Source organism: Bacillus sp. FSL H8-0547 (assembly GCA_038002745.1).
Classification (GTDB): Bacteria; Bacillota; Bacilli; order Bacillales; family Bacillaceae; genus Bacillus_P.
In genome coordinates this window covers 291,112-317,703 of the sequence record JBBODD010000001.1, presented here as the reverse complement: position 1 = coordinate 317,703, position 26,592 = coordinate 291,112, and the positions used below count along the sequence as shown (strand labels likewise).

The following is a 26,592-nucleotide window of genomic DNA, read 5'->3' as shown; positions in this document are numbered from 1 at the left end:
AACGAATACTTGTGCTCATAACGGTACTGATGCTTGCACTCAGTGCGTGGCCGGCTGAAAAAGATGTTTCTGCCCATAAAGAGAAAAAGAAAAACAAAGTCACACCGGGTGTTGAAGTATTGCTGAAGGATGAGAAAGAACTTCTTAAAGGTAAAAAAGTCGGGCTGATTACAAATCCGACGGGAATTGATTCAAAACTGAACAGCATCGTTGACCAGCTGCATAACGATCCTGAAATCGAACTTACGGCCCTTTTCGGCCCTGAGCACGGTGTCAGAGGCGATGCTCAGGCCGGATCGTACGTCGAGTTTTACATTGATGAAAAAACAGGGCTGCCTGTTTACAGCCTGTATGGAGCGACGAAAAAACCGACTCCTGAAATGCTCGAGAACGTAGAGATTCTTCTTTTTGACATCCAGGATGTCGGAACGCGCTACTACACATACATTTACACAATGGCTTATGCCATGGAAGCAGCAAAAGAAAACAACATTCCGATAGTCGTGCTCGACCGCCCGAATCCGCAGGGAGGGGACAGTGTCGACGGACCTGTCCTTGAACCTGAAGCTTCGTCCTTTATCGGACTTTACCCGATTCCGACCAAGCACGGCATGACGGTTGGAGAGCTTGCTTCTCTCTTTAATGAAGAATTCAACATTGGAGCCGATCTCACAGTCGTGAAAATGAAAGGCTGGAAACGCTCCATGGATTATGATGACACGGGCCTTCCGTTTGTTCTGCCTTCGCCAAACATGCCGACTGTCTCTACAGCATTTGTCTATCCTGCAACAGGTCTGATTGAAGGAACAAACCTGTCTGAAGGACGCGGTACTACAAAACCGTTTGAGCTGATTGGAGCACCATTCATTAACAGCACAGACCTTGCTGCGGAGCTGAACGCACTCAGCCTGCCGGGCGTGAAATTCCGGGCTGCATCATTTACACCGATGTTCTCTAAACATGCAGGCAAACTCAGCCACGGAGTAGAAGTCTATGTGACCGACAGAGAAGAATTTGATGCCGTGCCAACCGGCCTGCACATCATCAAAACCGTCCATGACATGTATCCGGAAGATTTTCAGTTCTTGTCAAACAATTTCTTCGACAAGCTGATCGGCAACACATGGACAAGACCGATGATACTTGAAGGAGCAGCTGTCTCTGATATCACAGACAAATACAAAAAAGACCTTGATGCATTCAAAAAAGTACGAAAAGAATATTTGATTTATAAGTAAGCACAAAAAGGATGGAATCTTCGGATTTCATCTTTTTTGTTGCCCTCCAGCATTTAAAACGGTTAGGGAGGGTAAGCAAAAGCCGGAATCGTACCCAGCAAGAGCGAAAACCGGTTAGGGAGGGTAAGCAAAAGCCGGAATCGTACCCAGCAAGAGCGAAAAACCGGTTAGGGAGGGTAAGCAAAAGTGTGAATCGTACCCAGCAAGAGCGAAAAACCGGTTAGGGAGGGTAAGCAAAAGTGTGAATCGTACCCAGCAAGAGCGAAAAACCGGTTAGGGAGGGTAAGCAAAAGTGTGAATCGTACCCAGCAAGAGCGAAAAACCGGTTAGGGAGGGTAAGCAAAAGTGTGAATCGTACCCAGCAAGAGCGAAAAACCGGTTAGGGAGGGTAAGCAAAAGCCGGAATCATACCCTGCAAAACCGTAAAACGATCTGGGGGGGTAAGCAACAGAGTGAATCCTACGTGTGAAAGCACATTCTGTTTAAACTCCGATTCAGCTGCAATCCAAATAAATAACAACAGGATGCAGGATATATATGGAATACAGAGAATGTTTTAGATAAGTAAATGATGTTCCTCTTTAACGGTGCTGAAAGCGAGACTTATTATAAGCAATCAGGTAAATAGGAAGGCATTGCAGCAACCATAACGCGAAAGAAAGAAAAAGAAGGCAGCATAAAATAAGGAAATGCACAGGGGCAGCCGCGATTCATTCCATCTTCTTGCTTTTTGCTTTTTATTTTTTCATCAGTATCTCGTATGGTAGCAAGAATAAATTGGAAAAGCGGTGGACATGTTGATTGAATCGAAGAGGTGTCAGGCGTTTCGAATCCGAATAACAGATTTAGAAGAAGTAAAACAGCTCTATTTAAATCCGGAAGTGCGCAAATATCTTGGAGGAGTGCGCGATGAAGAGTCGCTTGCACCAATGATTGAAGCTGTAAAGGTCGCAGAAGGCCAGCTGCCTTATTGGGTTGTAAGGGAAAAAATGACGCAGCAGTTCATGGGTACTGTCTCTCTTGATGTTCACCATGAAGGCGTGCATACCGAAATCTCCTATCAGTTCCTGCCGAAATGGTGGGGAGCGGGGTATGCTTCTGAAATAGTCCGTGCCGTGATAACGTATGCTTTCGAAGAGATGAATCTTCCGGTGATCCTTGCTGAAACGCAGACAGCCAATCTGGCATCTTGCAAAATGCTTGAGAAGATCGGCATGAAGCTTGAACGCAAACTGCTGCGCTTTGGGGCACAGCAGTCGCTGTATGCTTTGGAGTCATGCAGCCAAAAGGAAAATCCGAGGATATTATATAAGTAGGCGGACAATTATTAATAAGGCGGTGGGATACATTTGAAAAGACTTCAAAATAATAGTTCCGACCATTACTATTTTGAAAATATCCAGCAGATAGATGAACGAATATGCCAGTTGCTTATTGAAAGAAGGAAAGCTGCAAACAAGAATCCGGTATTTCCTCCACAGGAGATGATTTCTTCATGGGCAAAACAATATGATATATATGAAGATTTGTTGGAAGCTTTGTTCGGTTTGCTGAGAAATGAAGATGAATGCCGCCCTCCGGTAGTGCCTCAAGGTTTTATTAAAAACGTCCAAGTATTAAAAACTGCCGAAAAAGGAGAGTTTTTATATACAATTCCATTTATCAGGCAATATGAAAATGCCAGTGTTGTCTCTTTTCAAATTGACTGGGAATTGACGAGCATGGAGATGGAAGAACGCATGCATATGCATAGATACTGGGAGTTGTATATTGATGAAGCATATGACTGCCGTATAAAAGGCGGAGGCGGATCAGACGGACATCTCGCTTATCAGTTTACAGTTTCCCCTCCATTGCCTGATGATCTTTCAGGAACTACCTTTAAATTTAAAGAATACAGCGAGCCGTATACAGGAGTTCCCGCAAACTCAATTATCGAATTTAACTTGGAGTAAAATGATAGCCGCTTCCTGGAAATTTTATTGAAAGCTGTGCATTGAATGTAGTCCAACCTTCTTAAACATATAATAATATATCCTTTAATAGGAGGTAGGAGTAATTCGGTGAATAGTGAAGATGAAAAAACAAAGGTGAGGAACGATGCCTGGAACCGGACCTTTTACGGGAGTCCGACAATAGGGGGGTTCATAGTCTTTGGGAGCATTGCTGGAGTTATTATTTATCAGTGGCTGTTTGGATGAACAAAAAAGGAATCGGAATAAAACCCGGTTCCTTTTTTGTTTTTCACGCTGTTGCCGAAACGCTGTTCTCTTCTGCTTCAGCATGACCGCTTTCACGCTCAAGCGGAGCTTTTTTATGGTATCTTCCAAGAATTGCCGTCATGACGAAGATGGCAATGGCTGAGTAGACAATTTGCAGGGGACCGAAAACAAGCAGCGCTGATCCGACGATCATCAGGTCGGTGATAAGCATCGTTCTGCCTGGGTTAAATCCAAATTTCTTCTCGAGAAAAATACAGAGAATGTTCATGCCGCCAAGTGACGACCCGTTTCTGAATAAGAAGATCAGACCGATTCCGATGGAGATTCCTCCAAGTATGGCTGCGATGGCAGGGTGAGGAAAATGGACAATGAATGATTGCTGCAGAAATTCTGAGGTGATGGACAAGATGCTGACGCTGATAAACGTCCTTAGGGTAAAGGCTATGCCCAGCTGTGTGACGGCAAGTGCATAAAAAGGCAAGTTAATGACAAAAAACAGAGTTCCAAATGAGTAAGCTGTAAGGTGCTGTGCTATGATTCCCATCCCTGCAGTTCCGCCGATGACAAGCTCTGAGGATGAAAGCAGGTGAACGCCGAGCGACACGGCAAAACAGCCGGTGATGATGCTGATCCAGCGAATAACAATGTGCATGCTTTCCGTACGACTCCTTCTATAGATGATAAAATTCATTATACATGAAGATATCCGAAAACCATTTGTTATTGAAAAATGGAAATGTTATGAAAATTGATTGGTTAACTGCACGCACACGGGCCTGATAAATAGTCAAAAATCATGTTTGATTGGTTAATGCAATGGGTATTGGTTATAGGTTATGTGGGACGGGCACAAACAAACGACGACCTTCAGAAGGGCTGGTGAACAGAAGTGACAGACACGCTTTTAGGTTTGAGCAAGCCGATAAAGAAATTTTCAAATTTTGATGAAGCTTCTGAAAGCATTCTTCAAATGATGAGCAAGTTCATTGAAATTAACACCTTATTTATTGCAAAAAATGATCAGCAGCATAATGAAATTGTGAAGGTTTTGAATCAGGATTCAGTACTCCTCGAGGAGGGCTCTGAGCTTCCATTCAGGGAAACATTCTGCAAGCTGAGCGTCGATCAGGGGAGAGAGGTTCTGATTATTCCCGATTTGGCAGGCAGCAGCTTGACGAAAGATCTGGATGTGACGAAAGATTTAGGCGGAGGATGTTTTATCGGTATTCCGATTTACTATGAAAACGGAGAGAATTACGGAACAATATGCGGACTCGATACAAGGTCTTTTCCTTTTACAGATAAGCATGTTGAGCTCTTTGAAACGATGGCAACCCTGCTTTCGTATGTACTTGAGCTTGACCGGGCGAACAAAGAGATCATTCACTTGTCAGCTCCGATTGTCCCGATCACCAAAGGGGTGGCTATTCTTCCGATCATTGGTGATATCAGCGAATACCGTGCAGAAAAGATTATACATACGGCACTTACCTCAAGTGCAGATTTGTCATTAAGCTACCTGATCATCGACTTATCAGGGATTCTTCAAATAAATGACGATGTGAGCTTTCATTTGCTTAACCTTGTCAGAATGCTTGAGCTGATCGGGGTGACACCTGCCCTGACAGGGATTCGGCCGGATCTTGCGATGAAGGCTGTTCAGCTGAATCTTGATTTGGATAATGTCCTGATTGGAGGAGATGTCGAGGGGGTTTTAAGTCATATCGGCTTTTCTCTGAACCGCAAATAAGTGTAACTTTAAAAGCATGAAGCCGCGGCTTCATGCTTTTGCTGGTTTTATATAATCCGGAAAATCGGTTGTAATGCCGTCCAGATCAAGCTGAAGAAACGCATTTGCAGATCTTCTGTCACGTATGGTGTAGGGAATGATTTTCATGTCATGTGCGTGAATACGGGAAATCAGCTTCTTTGTCACCAGACGTTTGTTTGGATTTACATAGTTAGCATATTTTTTGAACGCTTCCAGCTGAGCATTTGATATGCCCTTTGGTGTGAATTTTACAAGTACGCCAATTGGAACAGTTGGCGCGATATCATGGAACAGTTTCATTGAATTTGTATCAAACGACTGAACGATGATTTTGGGTTCCCGGTTTTCAATGAGCCCCCTGCTTGCAAGGGCGTCATAGACTTTCTGCTCAATTCCTGGATAAAGGGCAGGGCTTTTGAGTTCAATCAGCAATCCGCATTTTTGAGGATACCGGTCGAGAACTTCATCAAACGTTGGGATGCGCTCTCCTGCAAAAACGGGATCAAACCAGCTCCCTGCATCCAGAGCCTGAAGTTCCTGGCTGGTCAAGTCGCGTACATTGCCTTTGCCGTTTGTTGTCCGCTCGACAGAATCGTCGTGAATCACCATCAGTCTTCCGTCTTTGCTCAGCTGGAGATCAATTTCGATAAAGTCGGCTTTCATGTCCATCGCCTTGTCAAAGGATGCCAGGGTGTTCTCGGGTGCATATCCCGAAGCTCCCCTGTGGGCAATTGTCAGCATTGATTTTGCTTGCCCGCGGTGTGAAGTCTTTTTTATGAAATAAATAACTGCCAGTAAAATGACTGCAGCAGCAATCACAATTGTTTCCATAAATCTGTCCCTCCCGTTCAAGCTTGTCTTTTTATAGTACCCCAGTTTAGGAATGTTTGCCAGCTGGACGGTAAGAGTTATCATGGAACTGTGATATACTGCAAGTAAAAAATACAGGGGAGTTAGTATGGAAAAAATTCTGGTCGTGGAAGATGAAGTGAAAATTGCGCGTGTTCTGAAGCTTGAGCTGGAATTTGAAGGGTACAGCGTCCATTCTGTACATGACGGCCTTGAAGCGCTCGAGGAAATCCGTTCTTCTTCATGGGACTGCATCCTTCTTGATGTCATGCTGCCCGGGGTTACTGGTTTAGAAGTGCTGAGACGGCTCAGGGCACAGGATGGACAAACACCGGTAATTCTTTTGACAGCCCGTGATACCCTGCCGGATAAAGTGAGCGGACTTGATCAGGGAGCAAATGATTATATAACAAAGCCTTTTCAGATTGAAGAACTCCTTGCAAGGATCAGAGTGTGCCTTCGTGCAGCGAAGCCTGCAAATGTTCTGAAGGAAGCAGACATTCTAAAGGCGGGAAATCTTATGGTGAACATAAAAACGAGGGACGTAACACGAGGTGATGACTCAATTGAATTAACGCCGCGTGAATTCGATCTTCTTGTGTACTTGCTTTCACATAAAAATCAGGTTTTAAACAGGGAGCAGATTCTAAACGCAGTGTGGGGATTTGATTACTACGGCGACACAAATGTTGTTGATGTGTACATACGTTATCTGAGGAAGAAAATCGACAGCAGCTATCATCAGCCTCTCATCCACACTTCAAGAGGAGTCGGGTATTCCATCAAGGAGCCTGCAGAATGAAAATCAGCCATAAAATCCAGCTTTTTTCAACGGTATGGATGCTGATTATTGTCCTTGGCATTCATGCGGCCATCTATTTTCTTTTTTTAACAATCACTCTTGATCGCGAGGTTGAACGAACCGAGAATCAGGCTCATGCCGTTGCAGCAGCTTTGAAGGAAGAAGACGGCAGAACGATGAACACAACGAATCTTTTAAGAGCGTATTTACCGGCAGATGGAATGATCCGAATCATTGATGAGTCGTCCAGGCAGTTTGCCACTGTTTCTAAAAAAGGAGAATACCGTTCAGATTTTGATCCGGATTACTCAGCTTCTGAAATAAGCGGCACTGTCAAATCCGGTGGTGATACCTTCTCCAGGGCGGCCATTCCTCTCATCTGGACGGACGGAGAAGTTGTCCAGCTTGAGGTGACAGAAAACCTCTCGCATGTTGATGAAGATATGGACCGGCTGAAGGTCGTCCTTGCTCTGGCTTCGCTTTTTATGCTGCTGCCGATCTTTGCAGCTGGCAGCACATTAAGCAGAATCATCCTGAAACCCATCCACACGCTAATACAAACGATGGAAGAAATTCAAAAGAAAGAAACGTTTAAAAAAATAGAGACAAACAGCGGTTCAAAAAAAGATGAACTTCATCAAATGACCGAAACGTTCAATAAAATGATCGGGCTGATTCAGACGAATTTTGAAAAACAGCAGCAGTTTGTGTCTGATGCAAGTCATGAACTGAAGACTCCCCTGACTGTCATTGAAAGCTACGCTAACCTGCTGAAACGATGGGGCTCTAAAAAGCCCGAAGTGCTTGAAGAAGCAGTAGAAGCCATTTATTCCGAAGCGGTAAGAATGAAAGAGATGACAGCGCAGCTCCTCCTGCTTGCAGAAAATGATGCACACATGCAGGCTGAAACGAAAAGGACAGATGCAGCAGCTCTATGCCGACAAACAGGGAAAAGCCTGGAACAGGTGTATCAAAGAAGGGTGGTCTATCACTTTTTCAAGCCGGAAGTAATGGTGTTTGCAGATGAATTAAAGCTGAAACAGCTGCTGTTTATCTTATTTGATAATGCCTTTAAATACAGTGAAGAAGAAATTGAATGCACAATAGATCAAAAGGGGCACATGATTCATTTATGCATCAGTGACCGCGGGATCGGCATCCCCAAAGAAGATCTCCCTTTTGTTTTTGACCGGTTTTTCAGAGTGGATAAAGCACGTACAAGAGGAACTGGAGGAACTGGGCTTGGCCTGTCGATTGCCCGGAAAATTGTCACTGCACATGACGGCGAGATCCGCATTGACAGTTCAGAAGGACAGGGGACAGAAGTTCATGTGTATTTGCCTGCTTTCTCATGAAGTTTTAATGTTTGCGGGTTATGCTGAACGTATATTCACATAAGGGGGGAGCTCATGCCAAACAAGTGGACGGTGCTGATAATTTTGGTTCTTTTAGCAGGTGCAGCATCACTGGCTGTTTTTGTTTTTTTCAAGGATGAGCCTCTCACTGAAGCAGAGGCAAGAGCCCTTGTTAACAGCCAGTACTCTGGAACAATCACTTCACTCGAAGAGTCACGAGCAGACGGAGAGCATCTTTTCATTGCCGAACTTGAGGAAAAGGGAGCCTTGTACTCGCTGTCCGTAGATGCTGAGGCCGGAAAAATTATGGAACTGAAAAAAATGAAAGATCTTGATGAGAAAAGAAGCGTTTCAGTTACAAAGACAGAAGCGAAAAAAATCGCTGAGGAGCACTATCAAGGAAAGATAGAATCATTGTCCTACGTTGAATCGGAACAGGCATACAGCATCCGGCTTGTAACCGGCAAGGATGAAATTTCGCTGAAGATGGATGCGTCCAGCGGGAAGATACTATCTGAAGACCGGAAAACAATAGGTTCAAACAATCCGAAGGTGAAGCTGACAGAAGAACAGGCGATTGAAATTGCAAGGAAAGAAGCAAAGGGTGAGGTTGGTGATCTTGACCTTGAAGAAGAGGACGGCAGGCTTTATTACGAGATTGAAATTGAAAATGGCGAGAATGAGACAACCGTTCAAGTCGATGCTTTTACAGGCGCTGTCCTTTCCATATCTGTTGAAGATTAAAAGTGAACCTTTTGTACGCAAAAGGTTCTTTTTTTTTATCGCGAATATGAATTTACACCAGAACCTAATCAATTTCTCATCAATTTCTAATCTTTCTCTCTCTTGTTTATCATTTTTCAGATGTAGGATAAATGTATACAAATCAAGGAGGAATTCAGATGAAAAAAACAGCAGCTATTCTAACTGGGGCTTTACTTGTCGGAGGAATTGGCATAGGTTCACAGTTTATCACGCCTGGAGATAAAGCTCAGGCTGAAAAAACAGCAGAAGAACAAAACTTGAAAATCAGCTATGAAAAAGCAAAAGAAATCGTTCTGAAGGAGAAAAAAGGCAGTATTTCAGAGATGGAGCTTGAGCAGGGGGCAGAAGGATGGGTTTATGAAGCCGAAGTGAAGTCAAAAGGAAAAGAATACGATTTTACCATTAACGCCGATACCGGTGAAGTGACAGAAATGCATGAGGATAGTGACAGCAGCGATGACGCCAAGGTAAATCAGGATAGGGTTAAAGTGACGATGGAAGAGGCGAAAAAAATCGCTTTAAAAGAAGTGAAAGGCGAGGTCACTGAAGCGGAGCTTGAAAGTGATGACGGCCAGGCTGTCTACAAGTTTGAGATCATGGCAGAAGACGGCAGAGAAGCTGAAGTAGAAATTTCCGCTGAAAGCGGAGAAACGGTAAAAACGGAATGGGAAGATGAAGACTAATACAAGTTCCCTTAAGTGCCCTAAGGGCGTTTGAGGGATTTTCTCAAATCTCCACTCTTGTCCTATATCAATCTCTATCATTCTACATATTTTGATAAGGAAAGTGAATAAGAGGTGAAATGGAGGAAGAGACATGTCTGAAGGACGCGGTTATGGAAATGGCTTTGCGCTAGTGGTTGTATTGTTTATTCTTTTGATCATTGTTGGAGCTTCATACTTTAACTAAACTGAACATGATAAAGAGGAGCTGCTGATGAGTAGATCAGCAGCTTCTTTTTATGTTTTCTGACAGGCGGCAGCTTCGGTGCGGGGGATTTCCATTGCACATAAAGGCAATTGCTGATTTTTGGCGGAATTTGTTAAAAATGGACAAATTCCACATAGCAATCTCCTGTACGCTGAATAGGATATGCTATGAGAAGATATTTTTTCTCATAAGCCTCATGTTTGTAAGACACCTCTTCCTGCTTGCGCATGCCGACACCGGCATGCGCTTTTTTTCGCTGAAATTATTCAGCTTGATCTGCCTCTTTTTGTCTTAATGAAAGCTGATCGATGCTTTGTCTGATATTCCCTTTGCCGGAGTAGTTTTCTATCAGTTCTTTCATATCAATGCCGGATGATGCCTTCAGTGTTTCCTGCAGTGAGCTCATGAGATTTGTAGCATAGCCTGTGATTTTATTTGCTCCGCTGTTTTCTCCGCCGCCTCCAGTGTCCACGACAGTAATTTTATCAATATTGGATAGGGGAGCAGCTACTTGCTTGGCATATTCAGGAAGCATTTTCACAATCATATCGAGTACGGCTGCCTTGCCGTATTGTTCAAAGGCTTCTGCAATTTTTTCCTTAGCTTCAGCTTCTGCAAGTCCTTTGAGGCGGATGATTTCAGCTTCTGTTTCCCCTTGAGCACGTTCAGCTTCAGCCTTTGCGAGACCGTCCATGCGGATTCGTTCAGCTTCTGCTCTTGCAAGTGCCTCAATGCGGTATTGATTTGCGTCTGCATCTGCAAGCTGTTTCGCTTTTTCTGCTGCAGCGGCTTGTTCTACTGAATAACGGTCAGCGTCTGCTTTTTTCTTTACTTCAGAATCGTATTGAAGCTCGCGGCGCAGGATTTCTCTTTCTTCAAGCTCGATCTGCTTCTGGCGTTCAATGATTTTGACCTGCATTTCCTGTTCAGTGACCTTCTGTCTTGCTTTTGCGGCTTCAAGATCATAGGCTTGGTCAGCGTTTGCTTTAGCAGTATCCTGGTCTCTTCTGTACTCTGCCATTTTCAGCTGATTCATTTTTTCAGCTTCTGCAATTTCTGTTGCTCTCTCAAGCTCTGATTTTTTTGCTTCTTTTGCTGCCTCAGCACGTTTAATGCGCGTTTCTTTCTCGGCTTCCGCTGTTGCAATATCTGCGTCCCGCTTTACCTGTGCGATACGGGGCTTTCCAAGCGAATCGAGATACCCGTTTTTGTCCCGGACATCTTTAATGGTAAAGGAGACAATGACAAGACCCATTTTTGCCAGGTCTTGAGAAGCTACCCGCTGTACTTCCTGTGAAAACTTCTCCCTGTTTTTGTAGATTTCCTCTACCGTCATAGAGCCAAGAATGGAGCGCAGATGCCCTTCAAGAACTTCACGAGCCTCCTGCTCTCTGTCTGTTTTTGATTTCCCGAGAAATTGTTCGGCAGCGGTTGCGATCTCGCTGATAGAACCTCCGATTTTAATAATTGCTGTGCCGTCTGCCATGACCGGAACGCCTTGTTCTGTATACACTTCCGGAGTTGATACATCAAGCTTGCTTGACAGGAGGCTCAGCGGTTCAGCCTGCTGAAAGACAGGCAGTACGAACGTTCCTCCTCCGCGTACAATTTTAATTTTATTGCTGTTTTCATCCATGTGGACATTTTTGCTGCCCAGATAGCTTCCCGTCACGATCAATGCTTCATCAGGTCCTGCAGTACGGTACTTGGCAACAAAAACTGCAAGCAGAGCGATTAGGACAAATAGAGCAATTCCAGCAATGACAATGATAGTAGTTAACATAAAAATTCCTCCTAAAGAGTTTCTTCGAATGGCTGATAGGGTGCTACATAGACGATGCTGTTTTTGCTTTCAATCACCAGTATTTTCGTGCCTCCTGCAATTGGTGTATGATCAAAGCTTGAGGCCGTTTTTGAAATGGACCCCACGCTGCTTGTAAGCAGCACTTCTCCAAAGCCGTCTGCAGGAATAGATGTAATGACCTGTCCTGTTCGGCCTTTTAAATCCGATTCATGATAAGAAAGAGACTCTTCTGCAGATGACAAAGGCACGAGGACGAAAAAATGAAGAAGAGCAACAAGGACACAGGATGCCATAACGGAAAGAACAGCAGAAAATATGGAAGAGAAAATGCCGGTTACTTCAAAGATGTATCCGCCCGCACAAAAGAATGTGATAAAAGCGAGAACAAGTGTGGGACTGAAAAAAGGGACGGCTTCGCTGATTCCTTCAACGATGTCTCCGAAAAAGACGAAGATAAGAGTCAGAACACCGGCAATAATGAGTCCTGCAAGGTAAATGGCCTCAATAGTATGAACTGAAATGGTGATCACCCCCTGACCGTTTTAAACTGCGGAAGAAAAGGAATAGGCCTTCAATCAGTAATACGCTCCACTTGACAGAAAGTTTCATTAATTCCGAATAATGGAGCTGTGGTAAGATAAATCAAAAATCAGCAGGTGACAGACAATGAATGAAAAACTCGCAAACGAAATCGTATCAAGGACAATGTCCATCATTCCATATAACATCAATGTCATGGACAAAGACGGCACAATCATTGGTTCAGGAGATAGAAAAAGGCTTGGGGACATACATACCGGTGCAATAAGTGTCATTCAAACCGGGAAAAAAGCCGTTGTGTCAGAAGAAGACGGCAAGAAACGGATGAAAAAAGGAGTAAACCTGCCAATCTATTTTCATCATGAATTAATTGGAGTCATTGGCATTACCGGAGATCCGGATGTTGTAGGACCGCTTGGAGAACTTGTGAAAATGGCGGCAGAACTGACCATTGAGCAGGCTTATTTGTCAGATCAAATACGTTGGAATGAAACGTTGAGGCAGGAAACACTGATCCAGCTGATAAAAGGAAAAATAATCGACAGGAGAGAATTTGCACAACGTGCCCAAAGGCTGAGGATTAATCTGGACATTGAAAGGCAGGCAATTGTCTTTGTTCTAAAAGAGGATATGAATTTAAAGAAGCGGAATCTCTTCTTAAAACAGCTTGAAGACGCTGCAGATGCAGATGGCTTGATTGTCATTCCGGGTGCTGCGGAAATTGTCCTTCTTAAAGACTGCCGCTCAAGTCAAAGCCCTGCATTTTTAATGAAAATGGCGGAACTTTCGCAGCAGTACGCGCATAGAGGGGCAGCGGGGTACGTTTATAAGGGGTTTAACGGTCCTGCCCTGTCGTATGAAAGTGCAAAGGATGCCCTAGCTTCAGGAGGAGCGCGAGAAGGTTCGTTTATTCAGTATAAAGAAATGGCGCTGCCTGTATTAATTCGCAGGGGATATGACAAACAAAAGGATGTTTACTTACAGGATATTAAGAACGCTTTTGATGAAATGGACAAAAACGGTGAGCTACTTGACACTCTGCGATTATTTTTCAATCAGAACGGAGATATGAACCATACAGCAGAAGAGCTGTTTATTCATCGAAATACACTGAGATACAGGCTTGATAAAATAGAAGAATCGACCTCTCTGAATCCAAGGAAAATGAAAGATTTACTGACGCTGTATACGGCTTTGCTGGTTGTCTGATTGTGCATATGCACAAAAAAGAGGCACTGACAGGCCGTCTTTTTTTGTCTGTATGGACAATGATTTCACAAAAGTAAGCGGTTACAATGAAAGGAGCAAAAAGAGAGAAGGAGGAAATCACGATGGATATTCAAGTAAGCGCTTTCGGAGCGTTATGCGCACTCATTGCAGCCATTTTTCTCATTCTGAAAAAAGTTCCTCCCGCGTATGGAATGATGGCAGGAGCTCTTATTGGGGGGCTTCTGGGCGGAGTGAATCTGACAGAAACCGTTGAGCTGATGATTGCGGGAGCAAAAGATATTACCCCCGCGGTTCTAAGAATTCTGGCTGCAGGAGTACTGGCTGGAGTACTGATTGAATCAGGATCTGCCTCGGTGATTGCTGATACAATTATAAAAAAAATCGGAGAGAAGCGTTCGCTTCTTGCTCTGGTCTTATCAACCATGCTGCTTACTATGGTTGGTGTTTTCGTGGATGTGGCCGTCATTACAGTGGCACCGATTGCCCTGGCCATCGCATATAAAGCGAAGCTGTCAAAGCCTGCGATACTCCTTGCCATGATCGGAGGAGGCAAAGCGGGAAATATTATGTCGCCGAATCCGAATACGATAGCAGCTTCTGATGCGTTTAATGTTCCTTTAACATCGGTCATGGCGGCAGGTGCCATTCCTGCCATTTTCGGTGTGGCCGTCACATATGTGCTTGCTAAGAGAATGGTGAGAAAAGGCGAGCAGATCAAGTCGGAAGAAATCATTTCAAATGATGGAGGCAGCCTTCCATCATTTGCGGCAGCTGTCAGCGGGCCGGTTGCAGCAATTCTGCTTCTTTCCCTGCGGCCTGCCTTTGATATAGCCATAGATCCGATTATTGCATTGCCTGCAGGGGGGCTGATCGGTGCAATTGCTACAAAAAATATGACGCGTTTAACAGAGTTTGCAGCATCCGGGTTACTGAAAATGTCAGGTGTTGCGATCATGCTGATTGGAACCGGTACACTGGCAGGCATCATCGCAAATTCCGGTCTGAAAGATGTCATTGTTGCAGGGCTCAATGCTTCCGGTCTGCCTGCCTATATTTTGGCGCCTGCCTCCGGGATTTTAATGTCAGCAGCAACAGCCTCTACAACAGCAGGAACAGCTGTTGCGAGCAGTGTGTTTGCTCCGGCGATTTTGGAGATTGGAATACCTGCACTTGCAGGTGCGGCTATGGTTCATGCGGGCGCAACAGTCCTTGATCACCTTCCGCACGGAAGCTTCTTCCATGCAACAGGAGGCAGTGTGTTTATGGGAATGAAGGAGAGAATGAAGCTTATTCCTTATGAATCACTTGTCGGGCTGACACTTGCGGTGATTTCTACCCTGATCTTTGGTGTATTTAAACTGTTTGGATAGGAGATGTTCGAGATGAAGATTGTCATCGCACCTGATTCTTTTAAAGAAAGCATGACGGCCCTTGAAGTATGCGAAGCGGCTGAAAGAGGTCTTAAACAGACGTTTCCCGGGGCGGAAATTGTAAAAGTGCCTGTTGCAGACGGCGGAGAGGGGACTGTGCAGGCGCTTGTTGATGCCACGAACGGCACGATGACGAAACTGTCTGTCACGGGGCCGCTTGGCCATCCTGCAGATGCGGAGTACGGCTGGCTTGGTGACGGAAAAACGGCAGTTATCGAAATGGCATCTGCCTCCGGCCTGCATTTAGTGCCGGCGGAACGGAGAAACCCTCTTATAACGACAACGGCAGGTACTGGAGAGCTGATCAGGGATGCGGTCAAAAAGGGAGCTGAACATATCATCATCGGCATCGGCGGCAGTGCAACAAATGACGGCGGAATGGGGATGGCAAGAGCACTCGGAGTTCTCTTTCTGGATAATCAGAAAAAGGAAATCGGACATGGCGGAGGGTCATTGGCGGAGCTTGCGGAAATTGATGTTTCAGGCTTAATGCCTGAACTTTCAAAAGTGAAAATAGAAGTAGCGTGCGATGTGGACAATCCTTTAACAGGGCCAAATGGTGCATCTGCCATATTCGGCCCGCAAAAGGGGGCAACGGCCGAATCGGTTGCTGTACTTGACCGCAATCTTGCCCATTTCGCATCCCTTTTAAAACAGACAACCGGGGCAGATGTGGCGCAAACAAAGGGAGCTGGCGCTGCCGGAGGGCTGGGAGCGGGACTGATGGCCTTCTTAAACGCTGAACTTAAAAGTGGAGTGGATATTGTATTAACTGCAGTGAATCTTAAACAGCACATATCAGATGCAGACCTTGTCATCACAGGGGAAGGCAGAATTGACGGCCAGACCATCCATGGCAAGACTCCTGCGGGCGTATCAAAGCTTGCGAAGGAACACGGAATTCCTGTAATAGCTCTTACCGGTACAATTGGAGAAGGATATGAATCTGTTTATGAAGCTGGGATTGGATCTGTATTTTCTATTGTGCCAGGCATAGTCACACTCGAAGAAGCGCTGAGAAAGGGTCCTCAGTATGTAGAGCAAACAATGGCAAATATCGGGCACATTCTGAAGCTGAAGCAATAAGGAGACCGCATGCGGTCTTCTTGTTTTTGTGATGGAACACCTCTAATACCCCTTGAAGAACTTTGCGGCAGAAGATTTTCATAATAAGAGATCATTGCGATATAATGAAACTAGTAAGCTGCGTTCACTGTGAAACTTTTTCCGCATCTGTACGTATTACAAGTTGAGAAAAAGGAGTTGATCTTATGAGAACATCGAATCCTGCTTTGAAAGCTTTTGCAAAACGGGAAGGTTCTTATTCCAGCCAGCCGATGACGCTGATGGGTGCCATTAATAAATCGTTTCTGCTGCTCTTTATTTTAATAACGGCCGCAGGAGCTGCCTGGTATTACAGTGCACAGGGGCAGGACGTATCTGCCATCATGATCGGAGGGGCAATCGGCGGGTTTGTCATTGCACTGATTGTAAGCTTTGTTCCGAAAACAGCGCCGGTGCTTGCGCCCGTGTATGCGGTCCTTGAAGGAATGTTTGTAGGGGGCATCTCAGCCTATTACGCATCCCTCTATGAAGGTATCGTGATGCAGGCGGTCCTTTTGACGGCAAGTGTGTTTTTAGCTTTGCTGCTGGCTTATCGCTTCAGACTGATTAAAGTGACGCGCAACTTCAGGCTGGGTGTGTTTGCCGCAACCTTTGGCATTTTAATTATGTATTTGCTGTCGTTTATTCTTGGGTTTTTCGGTGTAGCCATTCCGTTTTTGCATGATGCAAGTCCGATTGGAATCCTCATTTCGGTTGCAATCGTGATTGTCGCATCTCTAAACCTTGTTTTGGATTTTGATTTTATTGAAAATGGGTCGAATGCAGGGCTTCCTAAGCACATGGAATGGTATGCAGGCTTTGCACTTCTGGTCACGCTTGTCTGGCTGTACCTGGAGATATTGCGCCTGCTTGCAAAACTGCGCCGCAACTGAAAAGGATGAGGCTGGGACAGGAATAAAGGGTGAATTTGATTATAAATGATCAAACTCACCCTTTTTTATGTTAGTTATACTAGACTATTTTGTAATCTGTTCTCGGGCTTTTAAGCTTACGATTTATCCTCTTCATACGGTATAATCAGCGAACTGTGTTCATATAGCATAAGATTCAAGCGTTATCATACGGTATAATCTCCAGCCGGTGTTCAAATAGCATAAGATAAACGGCTTTTTGTTTCAGCTCTGAGCCAATTCTAAGTACAGCTTATCAATGTTACATTTGGTGCGATTCAACCTGTTCTATGTTTCGTCCCAGTCCCTTTTTATTTGATGTTGATTTTTGTTTTTTCCTTAATAAAGCCGGGGTAGTCTATAAACTTCATAGTCAGGGGGCCGCTGCCTGCTTTTCGGCGGTCAAATCGAACAGAGAACCGTTTCTTGCTGTCTCCAAAGTCCTCATTGTAAGAGTGGACATAGACGCTTTTTCCATTAGCATCAGTCACGTCATTAATCAGCATGCTGGACATTTCTCTATCTTCGGTATAGGTGAAGGAAACTTCATTTTCAGAAACTTCTATAAGGCTGAAAACATTGTCTTGCGGCTGTTTAACTACTGTTTTTTTGACAGGATCGATGATAACCTCCAGATCATTTTTACTCACTCCCCGTATCCTGCTGAATTCCAGATACAGCTCCTTTGGTGTTTCAAAGTAATTGCTCTCCAGATAAATCACATCTTCTGTGGCGCTGACTTCCGTTCCCACTAAGCCATTTTGGAAAAGAGACCACGGCTCGCCTTTTTCATCTGTCAGCCTGATATCATCGAAGGCGAATAACTCCATCGTATTCTCTTGATCATATTCCACGTAAAGGGCTGAAGAGAGAGGAGTAATTTCAAGTTTTCTGAATGTGATCTTCTGGTTTTCTACTGAAACGGTTTTGTTCATCTCAATCTCTCTCATCTTTTCCTTCACTAAATCCTGATCCAGTTTAAACTCGAATTGAAACGTATCTTCTTGAGCTCTTGACAGAGGTCTTTGTGTCTTCACAACAATGTTCAGCTTGAAATCCTCATGGTTCATTGGTTCAGCAAAGTCGTAGTCAATCGACGAATGTTCGCTTTCATTATGCGCGATCGTTTCATCGGTATGGCCGTAACTAAACATCGCATTTTCGTTAAGATTGTTTGTTCCGGATGTTAGTTTGACATTCTCCAATCCGACATCAGCTTTTTCTGACTTGTTTTGAACTGTATAGAAGATACGGAGCTTTCTCTGGTCGACAATGGCCGAGTTCAGGGTGATTACTATGCCGTTTTTCTCATCAGACACACCGATTTCCTGTACAAAATCATTTTCGGCGGCAGACATTAACCCTTTATTGTATCTGATGATTTCGACTACATGTTCCATGCCCGGGATTGAACTGACATAGGAAGCAAATGCTGGAGAAACTCTGACTAAGGTGATAAACGTAAAAATGAATAATGAAGCAGCTATAGCGGCCCATTTTAATGAATACGGCCTTTTTTCCGTTTTCGCTTTCTGATATCCGGCCATGATGGCATCATCGAGTTCGTCAAAAGGAACGGCAATCATGTCTGTTTTCGTCCTGATCTGCTTCAGCTTATATTCTTCCTTTTCAAACATGACCATCACCTCCGTTTTCTTCCAGCTGCTGTCTAAGCAGGGCAAGCGCTTTTTTCAGTCTTGTTTTAACAGTGCTTTCCGGACAGTTTAACTGTTCGGCTATTTCTATTATTTTCAGATCCTGGAAATATTTCATGACGATGACAATCTGATATTTTTCACTGAGGCTGCTTAGCGCCTCCTGAATTTCCACGGAATGCAGGGAATCTGCAGCCGTACCCGATGAGGCAAGCTTTTCGTCAAGCTTCACTTTCCTTTGACGATTCAGCTGATCATGGCAGTAGTTCATCATGATTCGGATCAGGTATGTTGTAAAATAAGACGGCTCCTTCACTTTTTTGAGTGATTTATACGCACGGTACGTTACTTCCTGAACAGCTTCAATCGCATCGTTTTCATTTTTCAAATACAAATAGGCGGTCCGGTAAAGCTGTTCTTTATGCTGTTTCATTACGAGCAGAAAGGCCCGGTCATCGCCCCTGATCGCTGCCTTGGCGAGAGTGGGATCTGTCAATGGGGATTCCTCCTTGATGGGGTCATATATCCTGTTTATAAAAAAAGCAAGTTTGACATGAACCTAGTTTCTTGTGAAAGCTTTTTCCTCTTTATTCATTAGACTTCAAACGTCTGAAAAAGTTTTCAATTTTCATTCTTTTTTAGCTTACAAGAAAACGATTGTGAGAGATAAATATTTTTTAATTTTTTGTTTGATTAAAAGCGCTTTCATGTTAAAATGGGTTTGTCGAAACGTTTCACATTGATTTAGAAGAACAGGAATAAGGGATTTATACATAAATGCCCCATATCTTGTGAAACGTTTCAAATCACTTATAAATACGGCAGCGGCTTAAGCACGCTTCCAGAACGGGTCCTGACAATGGGCCGGAATGAACCCGGAGGTGGACAATGAGTACGATTGTTCGAGTTGGAATTATCGGGTGCGGAGGAATTGCAACCGGCAAGCATATGCCTGCTCTCGCACGCCTGAAGAATGTTCAGATGGTGGCATTCTTTGATCTTGTGGAAGAAAGAGCCATCGAAGCAAAAATGCAGTTTGGTTCAGAGATGGCTGAACATTACACAGATTATAAGGAATTGCTTGCAAATCCGGGTATTGATGTCGTTCATGTCTGCACACCGAATGATTCCCATTCAGATATTTCAATTGCAGCCCTTGAGGCAGGCAAGCATGTTATGTGTGAAAAGCCGATGGCAACATCAGCTGCAGAAGCGAAAAGAATGCTTGAAACAGCGAAGCGCACAGGCAAAAAGCTGTCTGTTGCTTATCAGAACCGCTACCGCGCAGACAGCCTTCACCTGAAAAATCTCTGCGAAGAAGGGGAGCTTGGCGATATTTATTTTGCGAAGGCCCATGCAGTCAGAAGACGTGCAGTGCCGACTTGGGGAGTGTTCCTTGATAAGGAGAAACAGGGAGGCGGACCGCTGATTGACATCGGCACTCATGCCCTGGATCTGACACTTTGGATGATGGATAATTATGAGCCGAAAATGGTTATCGGAACAGCTTTTCATAAGCTTGGACCTAAGGAAAATGCGGCAAACCTCTGGGGACCATGGGATCCTGAAAAGTTTCAGGTGGAAGATTCGGCGTTTGCCTATATTACGATGCAAAATGGCGCAACCATTTTCCTCGAATCAAGCTGGGCATTGAATACCGTTAATATCGGTGAAAGCAAGTGCACGCTGATGGGAACAGAAGGCGGAGCGGATATGGACAGCGGTCTCCGCATTAACGGAGAGCGCCGCGGAAAGCTTTATACGACAAACGTTGATCTGGATGAATCCGGAGCATCTGTTGTGGACGGAAAACTCGAAAGCGAAGCAGATATTGAAGCACGGCTTTGGATTGAAGCAATTGTCGAAGACAAAGATCCAGTTGTAAAGCCTGAACAGGCCCTGATTGTAACGGAAATTTTGGAAGCGATTTATAAATCGTCCGAAACCGGAGAACCAGTATACTTTGAGAAAAAATAAGAGATTTCTGCAGCAGGAATCGATTTCATCTTTTTAACTACTAGGAGGAAAAGAAACATGAAAACGTTAAAAATCGGAATTATCGGATGCGGAAGCATTTCAAAACACAGACATCTGCCTGAATGGGCTGGAAACAAATTTGCTGAGATCGTTGCTGTCTGCGACATTAACGAAGACCGTGCAAACCTTACTGCACAGCAGTACAATGCAAAAGCATTTACAGATTACAGAGAGCTTCTTGCCCTTGAAGAGATCGACGCTGTAAGCGTTTGTACTCCGAATGCCCTGCATGCGCCAATGTCAATTGATGCGCTGAATGCAGGCAAGCATGTTCTTTGTGAAAAGCCGATGGCTACTTCAAAAGAAGAAGCAGAAGCAATGATTCAAGCCGCTGAAAAAAACAACCGCAAGCTTATGATCGGTCACAACCAGCGTTTTGTGCCTTCTCATGAGAAAGCAAGAGAACTGATCAAAAACGGAGATATCGGAAAAGTATTTTCTTTCCGCACAGCATTTGGCCACGGCGGTCCGGAAGGCTGGAGTGCTGATGGACGCGACAGCTGGTTCTTCAAGAAAGAAGATGCGTTTATCGGCGCAATGGGAGACCTTGGTGTTCATAAAGCTGATTTAATGCGCTACATTCTTGGCGAAGAAGTGACAGAAGTAGCAGCATTTGTAGATACGGTAGCAAAAGAGGGAGCAGACGTTGATGATAACGCTGTCTGCGTGGTTAAAACAGAAAGCGGCATCATGGGAACGCTTGCTGCAAGCTGGTCATACAGCAGGGAAGATAATGCGACGGTTATCTATGGTGAAAAAGGAGTGCTTCGTTTAGAAGATCACCCTCAATTCTCTTTAATCGCACAATATACGACTGGTGAAGTAGTAAACTACGAGCTTGGCAAAATTCAGTCAAATGATGAAGGCGGACAAACCTCATCTAAAGTGATTGATAAATTTGTCGACAGCATCATCGGCAATACAGTGCCAGCAGTATCAGGGGAAGAAGGCTACAAATCTCTGAAAATCGTACTTGGTGCATTAGAGTCGAACGAAACGAAAACGATTGTAAAACTATAATCATAAGGGGGATTATGTCATGACGAAAAAAGGACTTCAGCTCTATACAATCAGAACGCTGCTCGAAAAGGATTTTTTCGGCACATTAAAACAAGTTGCCGAGTGCGGGTACGAAGGGGTGCAGTTTGCAGGCTATTACGACACGCCGGCAGACCGTCTGAAAGAGGCATTAAACGAGTATAGACTGAAGGCAGCGGGGAGTCATGTGCCTTATGAACAAGTGACAGGGGACGGGCTCAGCCAAGTCATTTCCTACAATAAAGAAATCGGCAATGATTTAATTATTGTTCCTTATTTAACAGAAGAGCAGCGCACGGACCTTGATGCATATAAACGCGTTGCGCAGGAACTGAACAAAGCAGGAGAAGTGATTAAACAGCAGGGGCTGCAGCTTGCGTACCATAACCACGATTTTGAATTTCAATCATTTGGAGAGCAGACGCCATTTGACGTCCTGCTTCAGGAAACAGACCGCAATCTGGTCAAATTTGAGCTTGACTGTTACTGGGTGACTTATGCCGGCTATGACCCGCTTTCCCTGATTAAAGAACAGCGGGACCGTGTTGCAAGCCTCCATATTAAAGATATGAAAGAAACAAACGGTGTTAAGCACAGCACAGTCATTGGCGAAGGAACCCTTGATATGAAAGGCCTGCTGACTCTTGGAAAAGACCTTGAACTGCCATGGTTCATTGCTGAGCAGGAGCATTTTGAAGGCGAGTTAATGGAAGCCGTTGCGCTTAATTCGAAAAAAATGGACGAACTATTAAAAGCATAGAAAGGAAGATCAAGATGAAACTAGGAGTATTCACGGTTTTATTTTCAGATAAAAACCTCGATGAAATGCTGGATTATGTGAAAGCATCAGGTGTGGAAGCTGTTGAGATTGGAACAGGCTGCTATCCTGGAAATGCACATTGTTCTTTAGAAGAGCTTCTTGGCAACAAGGAAAAGCAAAATGAGTATTTGGAGAAAGTTACTTCCCGCGGACTGACAATCAGCGCATTCAGCTGCCACGGAAATCCGATTTCACCTGACTCGGCTTTTGCTGCTGAGTCTCATGAAACACTTGTCAAAACGATCAAGCTTGCAAACGAAATGAACGTTCCGGTTGTCAACTGCTTTTCAGGTACTGCAGGTGACCACGAAAATGCTAAATATCCAAACTGGCCGGTTGCCCCTTGGCCGAACGAATATGGCGACATTCTGAAGTGGCAATGGGAGCAAAAGCTGATTCCTTACTGGAAGGAAGTCGGCGAGCTTGCTCAAAGCCTGAACGTGAAAATCGGATTAGAGCTTCACGGAGGGTTCCTGGTTCACACTCCTTACACGCTGCTGAAATTGCGCGAGGAAACATGTGAAGCCATCGGTGCCAACCTTGATCCAAGTCACTTATGGTGGCAGGGAATTGATCCTGTTGGAGCGATTAAAATCCTTGGAAAAGCGGGAGCGATTCATCATTTCCACGCTAAGGATACGTATCTTGACCAGGACAACATCAACATGTATGGTCTGACAGACATGCAGCCATACGGAGAAATTCAGTCCAGAGCATGGAATTTCCGTTCAGTCGGCTGCGGACACAGCATGCAGGAGTGGTCAGATATGATCAGTGCGCTTAGAACATACGGCTATGACTATGTGGTAAGCATTGAACATGAAGATCCGATCATGTCGATTGAAGAAGGCTTCCAGCGCGCAGTATCAAACTTAAAGAGCGTACTGATTAAAGAACAGCCTGCAAATATGTGGTGGGCATAAGAACTTCTTTATGGGATACACTGTACAGGCGGGTTTGATACCTGCTTGTACGGATTATTTTCAAAGAACCATTTCCTCTCTTTATTCACCCCAAGCATCCCGCGCATAAAACTCTGTTGGAGCAATTCAGAAGAAGCCATGAAAGTAAGGTGGAGTAGAATGGCCACAATCAAAGATGTTGCAAAATTGGCCGGTGTTGCTGTTTCCACAGCATCCTATGCATTAAACAATAATTCAAGAGTGAATTCAGAAACGGCAAAACGTGTTCTGGAAGCTGCCAAAACCCTGAACTATCAGAAAAACGGGATAGCCAGGGATTTAAAGCGAAGCAAAACAGAAACAATCGGCATCATTGTCCAGGACCTGTCCGGCCCTTTTTATTCAGAACTGATGAGAGGCGCGCAGGATACCCTCCTCACTCACAAATACGGGCTGATTGCCTGCAGCGCCATCGGCGGAAATGTAACCACTGCGACAAAATTTTTAAGAGAACGAAGAGTGGACGGAGTCATCATTCTTGCTGAAAGCCTTCCGGATGAGCTGATTCTGCAGTCCGTCAGGGAAGATTTTCCGATTATTGTTCTCGACCGGAAGCTTGACAGTGACAGCATCATTCATGTCCTCGTCGATAATTTTTCAGGCGGGTATCAGGCAACGCAGCATCTCATCGACCTTGGCCATAAAGAGCTTGCCTACATTGGGGGACCGTCGCATAACCGGGACAATCAGCTCCGTTTTGAAGGATATAAGCAGGCTCTGAAAGACTCAGGAATTCATCTCCATCCAAGCTGGATTCTTCAAGGCCAGTATACTCGTGAAGGCGGATACTCTGCGGGCAAAATTCTTATGATGCAGGGGAACGCCCCGTCTGCTGTTTTCTGCGCAAATGACGAAATGGCGGTAGGAGCGATTAAAGCCTTTAAGGAAGCGGGTTTAAAAATACCGCATGATCTCTCTATCATTGGATTTGACGACATTGAAATCTCTCAGTATATCTCTCCGCCGCTATCAACCGTTAAGCAGTCCAACTACGAAATTGGGTCTCTCGCGGCCCATTTGATCTATCAGGCGCTGAATGAAGGGATAGAAGGCAGGGATTATCTGCTGCCGACTGAACTTGTGCTGAGAAACTCGACAGCCCTGAGGCAGCTTTAAACAGCATAGCCGGGAGGAGAAATGGTGCTCTTTTTATGTTATAATTGAAGGCATCTTAAAGAGGAATGGAGTGAGATCGTTGAAAAAAGGCCCATTTTTCGTGAAAATTTGGTCAAATGGTCAAGTGATGATTCCTTCCTATATCCGCAAAAAATTAAACATACAGTCAGGTGAGCGTGTCATTGTACAAACAGACGGCAGAACGATACAGCTGATGAAAAATGACAGCAGCACCTTTGAAAACGAAACCATTATAAGCAGCAAAGGAACCGTGACCATACCAAGCGAAATAAGAAATCTCTGTGATATTGATGTTGGCGAGAAGCTGAAAATAGACTGGAACGAAGCCATGCAGAAAATTACGTTCAGCTTGCCGGATCACATGTCCACATTATCAAGCTGACACAGGAGACGTGTCGTTTGCACCATGCAGGAGGACTATAGTGAAAAAAGTTACGCTCTTTCTCATGACAGCCTTATTTGCTTTTCTTCTGTCAGGCTGCAAGGACGAAGACGAAGGAAGAGACCGGAGGCTTGTTGCAGCAGAAGATATGTTAGAGGCAATTTTGGAAGAAGATGAAAGGGAGATGAAAGACCTTTACCTCAAAGGGGCTTATCATACACCCGAAGAATTGATTTCCCTCAAGAAAAAATGGGGAATTGACAAGCTGGAACTGAAGGATTTTAATCTTCAGGAAGAAAGCTTTTACGTTTACCGCGCCTATTATGACGAGGATGACCAAACGGAGAGAAAAGCGATTGTTCTTCGCGTCAGGGAAACGGATGATGACCGGATCATTGTTGATTTTGTTGATCAGATAGCCGAAAAGAGACAAGAGTGATGCGAATAGAAGGAAGCGGTTGATGAATGTTAAAAACCAGGCTCAGATTTTCGGGCCTGGTTTTTTGTATGGATGTCAGCGAAACTTTAACCGTTCAATCAAGCTGATAATCTCCTGGCCATCCCTTGGTTCGATATGCACCAGTTCTGTGTTTTTGAGGATATCTTCTGTATCTTTTTGCAGCTCTTTTTCATCTGCATCAGGCGGAGGAGCTTCCCAGCGCATCGGGGTTGCGTACACGTGAATCGTCCCGTCGCCATTCCCTCTGTAAGTAACCGAACCGTCAATTAATCGGGAGCCGGATAATTGGATGACACCGCCTGGAAAGACTGCGCTGTTGTCTATATTTGGATTGACCGGCTCTCCCGGGGGAATGTGCCTGATATTCAGTTCATCAAGCTCCTGATTTGGACCAAGCTGTGTCCAGACCCTCGCATATTCAATTTCTTCTCTGGAATAGCTGTCCAGTGGATCACTTGTCTCCTTGGAACTGTCATTATCAGTCCCACTCTTTTTGGGGGTTTGGGAGCTGCTTCCTTCTTTGGATTGGGTTTGGCCGCTTTTTTCAGCTGTTGAAGCTGTATCCTGCGGAAGGGATTCTTCCGTTTCATTTGAAGCTGTGCTTACATCTTCGTCATCGGTAGTGTTCTCTGCTGATGCTGCAGGCGGACTTTTTTTCGTGGAATCCTCTGGTTTGGCAGTATCTTCGGTGCATCCTCCAAGCAATGCCAGCAGTCCGAGAAGTAAAAATAGCATTGATGCCTTTTGCATTTGTAATATCCTCCTTACCATCCAGTAAAATCCTGATGCGGGTGTTGACTATCCAAAACCGAAACCGGTTAACATGAATAGCTAGGCCGAATCCATTTTCCATTATGACACGATTTTCCTCTTTTTTATATAAAAAATCCCAATTTTAAGCTTATTATCCAATCTGGAAAAGGAACAAAAACAAAGCCGGGTGATACCTGATTGGTTTCACTCGGCTTTGTTTTTGCATGAATTCAATTAGACGCTTCCTGCATTCTGACGCCAATGTTTAAGAGGCGGTCAAGCTGCTGGCTCGCTCTGATGGTAGAAGGGGAACTGAGTCCCTCTCGTCTTGCACTCTCAAGCATTTTCTGACGGTACTTTTCAATTAATAGATCTACTCGGCTCAAAACCATCACCG

General features: G+C 44.6%; 28 protein-coding genes. 20 read left to right on the top strand and 8 right to left on the bottom strand.

Annotation, left to right across the window (positions count from 1 at the left end; all coding sequences use genetic code 11):
* Positions 1-29: 29 nt before the first annotated feature.
* The 3 genes from MHB63_01635 (at position 30) to MHB63_01625 (ending at position 3,193) form a co-directional block, all read left to right on the top strand.
* Positions 30-1,238: a DUF1343 domain-containing protein gene (locus MHB63_01635; protein ID MEK3805289.1), complete on the top strand. Its 1,209-nt coding sequence runs from the start codon at positions 30-32 to the stop codon at positions 1,236-1,238.
* 797 nt (positions 1,239-2,035) lie between these two features.
* A complete protein-coding gene (locus MHB63_01630) occupies positions 2,036-2,554 on the top strand; it encodes a GNAT family N-acetyltransferase (protein MEK3805288.1) in 519 nt (172 codons plus the stop codon).
* Between the two features lie 33 nt (positions 2,555-2,587).
* A complete protein-coding gene (locus tag MHB63_01625) occupies positions 2,588-3,193 on the top strand; it encodes a chorismate mutase (protein ID MEK3805287.1) in 606 nt (201 codons plus the stop codon).
* A gap of 289 nt (positions 3,194-3,482) precedes the next feature.
* Here MHB63_01625 and MHB63_01620 read toward each other — a convergent pair whose 3' ends face one another.
* Positions 3,483-4,112 carry a YitT family protein gene (locus MHB63_01620; protein MEK3805286.1) on the bottom strand — a complete coding sequence of 210 codons (630 nt, stop codon included), beginning with the start codon at positions 4,110-4,112 and terminating at the stop codon, positions 3,483-3,485.
* A gap of 237 nt (positions 4,113-4,349) precedes the next feature.
* Between MHB63_01620 and MHB63_01615 the strand changes: the two genes are divergently transcribed.
* Positions 4,350-5,210, top strand: coding sequence for an STAS domain-containing protein (locus MHB63_01615; GenBank protein MEK3805285.1), 861 nt, complete (start codon positions 4,350-4,352; stop codon positions 5,208-5,210).
* 30 nt (positions 5,211-5,240) lie between these two features.
* Here the strand turns inward: MHB63_01615 and MHB63_01610 are convergent, their stop codons facing one another.
* Complete coding sequence (locus MHB63_01610; protein MEK3805284.1) at positions 5,241-6,062, bottom strand: glycerophosphodiester phosphodiesterase family protein; 822 nt, start codon at positions 6,060-6,062, stop codon at positions 5,241-5,243.
* A gap of 127 nt (positions 6,063-6,189) precedes the next feature.
* Here MHB63_01610 and MHB63_01605 point away from each other — a divergent pair, with 127 nt between their 5' ends.
* The 5 genes from MHB63_01605 to MHB63_01585 all read left to right on the top strand — a co-directional run bounded on the left by MHB63_01605 (position 6,190) and on the right by MHB63_01585 (position 9,911).
* Positions 6,190-6,882, top strand: a complete 693-nt coding sequence (locus tag MHB63_01605) for a response regulator transcription factor (GenBank protein MEK3805283.1) — start codon at positions 6,190-6,192, stop codon at positions 6,880-6,882.
* Positions 6,879-8,237: an ATP-binding protein gene (locus tag MHB63_01600; GenBank protein MEK3805282.1), complete on the top strand. Its 1,359-nt coding sequence runs from the start codon at positions 6,879-6,881 to the stop codon at positions 8,235-8,237. Before MHB63_01605 ends, MHB63_01600 begins: the two co-directional genes overlap by 4 nt.
* A 54-nt stretch (positions 8,238-8,291) precedes the next feature.
* Complete coding sequence (locus MHB63_01595; GenBank protein MEK3805281.1) at positions 8,292-8,981, top strand: PepSY domain-containing protein; 690 nt, start codon at positions 8,292-8,294, stop codon at positions 8,979-8,981.
* A 158-nt stretch (positions 8,982-9,139) separates the two neighbouring features.
* On the top strand, positions 9,140-9,685 hold the full coding sequence (locus MHB63_01590; protein MEK3805280.1) for a PepSY domain-containing protein: 546 nt from the start codon (positions 9,140-9,142) through the stop codon (positions 9,683-9,685).
* A gap of 133 nt (positions 9,686-9,818) precedes the next feature.
* The gene (locus MHB63_01585; GenBank protein MEK3805279.1) at positions 9,819-9,911 is read left to right on the top strand and encodes a YjcZ family sporulation protein; all 93 of its coding nucleotides are present in this window, start codon (positions 9,819-9,821) and stop codon (positions 9,909-9,911) included.
* Positions 9,912-10,194: 283 nt separating this feature from the next.
* Here the strand turns inward: MHB63_01585 and MHB63_01580 are convergent, their stop codons facing one another.
* Positions 10,195-11,715 (bottom strand): flotillin family protein, encoded by a 1,521-nt coding sequence (locus MHB63_01580; protein ID MEK3805278.1) that lies wholly within the window; start codon positions 11,713-11,715, stop codon positions 10,195-10,197.
* An 11-nt stretch (positions 11,716-11,726) separates the two neighbouring features.
* The gene (locus MHB63_01575) at positions 11,727-12,263 is read right to left on the bottom strand and encodes a hypothetical protein (protein ID MEK3805277.1); all 537 of its coding nucleotides are present in this window, start codon (positions 12,261-12,263) and stop codon (positions 11,727-11,729) included.
* Positions 12,264-12,402: 139 nt separating this feature from the next.
* Between MHB63_01575 and MHB63_01570 the strand changes: the two genes are divergently transcribed.
* The 4 genes from MHB63_01570 to MHB63_01555 all read left to right on the top strand — a co-directional run bounded on the left by MHB63_01570 (position 12,403) and on the right by MHB63_01555 (position 16,933).
* The gene (locus tag MHB63_01570) at positions 12,403-13,485 is read left to right on the top strand and encodes a sugar diacid recognition domain-containing protein (protein MEK3805276.1); all 1,083 of its coding nucleotides are present in this window, start codon (positions 12,403-12,405) and stop codon (positions 13,483-13,485) included.
* A 122-nt stretch (positions 13,486-13,607) separates the two neighbouring features.
* Positions 13,608-14,876 (top strand): GntP family permease, encoded by a 1,269-nt coding sequence (locus MHB63_01565; protein ID MEK3805275.1) that lies wholly within the window; start codon positions 13,608-13,610, stop codon positions 14,874-14,876.
* A 12-nt stretch (positions 14,877-14,888) separates the two neighbouring features.
* Positions 14,889-16,022 (top strand): glycerate kinase, encoded by a 1,134-nt coding sequence (locus MHB63_01560; GenBank protein ID MEK3805274.1) that lies wholly within the window; start codon positions 14,889-14,891, stop codon positions 16,020-16,022.
* A 185-nt stretch (positions 16,023-16,207) separates the two neighbouring features.
* A complete protein-coding gene (locus tag MHB63_01555; protein ID MEK3805273.1) occupies positions 16,208-16,933 on the top strand; it encodes a Bax inhibitor-1/YccA family protein in 726 nt (241 codons plus the stop codon).
* A gap of 329 nt (positions 16,934-17,262) precedes the next feature.
* Here the strand turns inward: MHB63_01555 and MHB63_01550 are convergent, their stop codons facing one another.
* Positions 17,263-18,588, bottom strand: a complete 1,326-nt coding sequence (locus MHB63_01550; protein MEK3805272.1) for a DUF4179 domain-containing protein — start codon at positions 18,586-18,588, stop codon at positions 17,263-17,265.
* Positions 18,581-19,102, bottom strand: coding sequence for an RNA polymerase sigma factor (locus MHB63_01545; GenBank protein MEK3805271.1), 522 nt, complete (start codon positions 19,100-19,102; stop codon positions 18,581-18,583). Before MHB63_01545 ends, MHB63_01550 begins: the two co-directional genes overlap by 8 nt.
* Before the next feature lie 392 nt (positions 19,103-19,494).
* On the opposite strand from MHB63_01545, the gene MHB63_01540 reads away from it, so the two are divergent.
* The 7 genes from MHB63_01540 to MHB63_01510 all read left to right on the top strand — a co-directional run bounded on the left by MHB63_01540 (position 19,495) and on the right by MHB63_01510 (position 25,421).
* Entirely contained in the window at positions 19,495-20,583 is a 1,089-nt protein-coding gene (locus MHB63_01540; protein MEK3805270.1) for a Gfo/Idh/MocA family oxidoreductase, read from the top strand.
* A gap of 57 nt (positions 20,584-20,640) precedes the next feature.
* Entirely contained in the window at positions 20,641-21,663 is a 1,023-nt protein-coding gene (locus MHB63_01535) for a Gfo/Idh/MocA family oxidoreductase (protein MEK3805269.1), read from the top strand.
* 19 nt (positions 21,664-21,682) lie between these two features.
* Entirely contained in the window at positions 21,683-22,441 is a 759-nt protein-coding gene (locus tag MHB63_01530; GenBank protein MEK3805268.1) for a sugar phosphate isomerase/epimerase family protein, read from the top strand.
* A 14-nt stretch (positions 22,442-22,455) separates the two neighbouring features.
* Positions 22,456-23,424 carry a sugar phosphate isomerase/epimerase gene (locus MHB63_01525; protein MEK3805267.1) on the top strand — a complete coding sequence of 323 codons (969 nt, stop codon included), beginning with the start codon at positions 22,456-22,458 and terminating at the stop codon, positions 23,422-23,424.
* 159 nt (positions 23,425-23,583) lie between these two features.
* Positions 23,584-24,579 (top strand): LacI family DNA-binding transcriptional regulator, encoded by a 996-nt coding sequence (locus MHB63_01520; GenBank protein MEK3805266.1) that lies wholly within the window; start codon positions 23,584-23,586, stop codon positions 24,577-24,579.
* Between the two features lie 70 nt (positions 24,580-24,649).
* Complete coding sequence (locus tag MHB63_01515; protein ID MEK3805265.1) at positions 24,650-24,982, top strand: hypothetical protein; 333 nt, start codon at positions 24,650-24,652, stop codon at positions 24,980-24,982.
* A 40-nt stretch (positions 24,983-25,022) separates the two neighbouring features.
* Positions 25,023-25,421 carry a hypothetical protein gene (locus tag MHB63_01510; GenBank protein MEK3805264.1) on the top strand — a complete coding sequence of 133 codons (399 nt, stop codon included), beginning with the start codon at positions 25,023-25,025 and terminating at the stop codon, positions 25,419-25,421.
* Between the two features lie 75 nt (positions 25,422-25,496).
* Here the strand turns inward: MHB63_01510 and MHB63_01505 are convergent, their stop codons facing one another.
* Together MHB63_01505 and MHB63_01500 are read right to left on the bottom strand one after the other, a co-directional pair.
* Complete coding sequence (locus MHB63_01505; GenBank protein ID MEK3805263.1) at positions 25,497-26,192, bottom strand: hypothetical protein; 696 nt, start codon at positions 26,190-26,192, stop codon at positions 25,497-25,499.
* Between the two features lie 233 nt (positions 26,193-26,425).
* Positions 26,426-26,581, bottom strand: coding sequence for an aspartyl-phosphate phosphatase Spo0E family protein (locus tag MHB63_01500; protein MEK3805262.1), 156 nt, complete (start codon positions 26,579-26,581; stop codon positions 26,426-26,428).
* Positions 26,582-26,592: the final 11 nt, after the last annotated feature.

Bases quoted from the DNA above. Each gene is read 5' to 3' on its own strand.
- MHB63_01635 (MEK3805289.1), top strand. From the start codon at position 30: ATGCTTGCACTCAGTGCGTGGCCGGCTGAAAAAGATGTTTCTGCCCAT.
- MHB63_01620 (MEK3805286.1), bottom strand. From the start codon at position 4,112: ATGCACATTGTTATTCGCTGGATCAGCATCATCACCGGCTGTTTTGCC.
- MHB63_01610 (MEK3805284.1), bottom strand. From the start codon at position 6,062: ATGGAAACAATTGTGATTGCTGCTGCAGTCATTTTACTGGCAGTTATT.
- MHB63_01605 (MEK3805283.1), top strand. From the start codon at position 6,190: ATGGAAAAAATTCTGGTCGTGGAAGATGAAGTGAAAATTGCGCGTGTT.
- MHB63_01600 (MEK3805282.1), top strand. From the start codon at position 6,879: ATGAAAATCAGCCATAAAATCCAGCTTTTTTCAACGGTATGGATGCTG.
- MHB63_01595 (MEK3805281.1), top strand. From the start codon at position 8,292: ATGCCAAACAAGTGGACGGTGCTGATAATTTTGGTTCTTTTAGCAGGT.
- MHB63_01590 (MEK3805280.1), top strand. From the start codon at position 9,140: ATGAAAAAAACAGCAGCTATTCTAACTGGGGCTTTACTTGTCGGAGGA.
- MHB63_01585 (MEK3805279.1), top strand. From the start codon at position 9,819: ATGTCTGAAGGACGCGGTTATGGAAATGGCTTTGCGCTAGTGGTTGTA.
- MHB63_01580 (MEK3805278.1), bottom strand. From the start codon at position 11,715: ATGTTAACTACTATCATTGTCATTGCTGGAATTGCTCTATTTGTCCTA.
- MHB63_01570 (MEK3805276.1), top strand. From the start codon at position 12,403: ATGAATGAAAAACTCGCAAACGAAATCGTATCAAGGACAATGTCCATC.
- MHB63_01565 (MEK3805275.1), top strand. From the start codon at position 13,608: ATGGATATTCAAGTAAGCGCTTTCGGAGCGTTATGCGCACTCATTGCA.
- MHB63_01560 (MEK3805274.1), top strand. From the start codon at position 14,889: ATGAAGATTGTCATCGCACCTGATTCTTTTAAAGAAAGCATGACGGCC.
- MHB63_01555 (MEK3805273.1), top strand. From the start codon at position 16,208: ATGAGAACATCGAATCCTGCTTTGAAAGCTTTTGCAAAACGGGAAGGT.
- MHB63_01550 (MEK3805272.1), bottom strand. From the start codon at position 18,588: ATGTTTGAAAAGGAAGAATATAAGCTGAAGCAGATCAGGACGAAAACA.
- MHB63_01540 (MEK3805270.1), top strand. From the start codon at position 19,495: ATGAGTACGATTGTTCGAGTTGGAATTATCGGGTGCGGAGGAATTGCA.
- MHB63_01535 (MEK3805269.1), top strand. From the start codon at position 20,641: ATGAAAACGTTAAAAATCGGAATTATCGGATGCGGAAGCATTTCAAAA.
- MHB63_01530 (MEK3805268.1), top strand. From the start codon at position 21,683: ATGACGAAAAAAGGACTTCAGCTCTATACAATCAGAACGCTGCTCGAA.
- MHB63_01525 (MEK3805267.1), top strand. From the start codon at position 22,456: ATGAAACTAGGAGTATTCACGGTTTTATTTTCAGATAAAAACCTCGAT.
- MHB63_01520 (MEK3805266.1), top strand. From the start codon at position 23,584: ATGGCCACAATCAAAGATGTTGCAAAATTGGCCGGTGTTGCTGTTTCC.
- MHB63_01505 (MEK3805263.1), bottom strand. From the start codon at position 26,192: ATGCAAAAGGCATCAATGCTATTTTTACTTCTCGGACTGCTGGCATTG.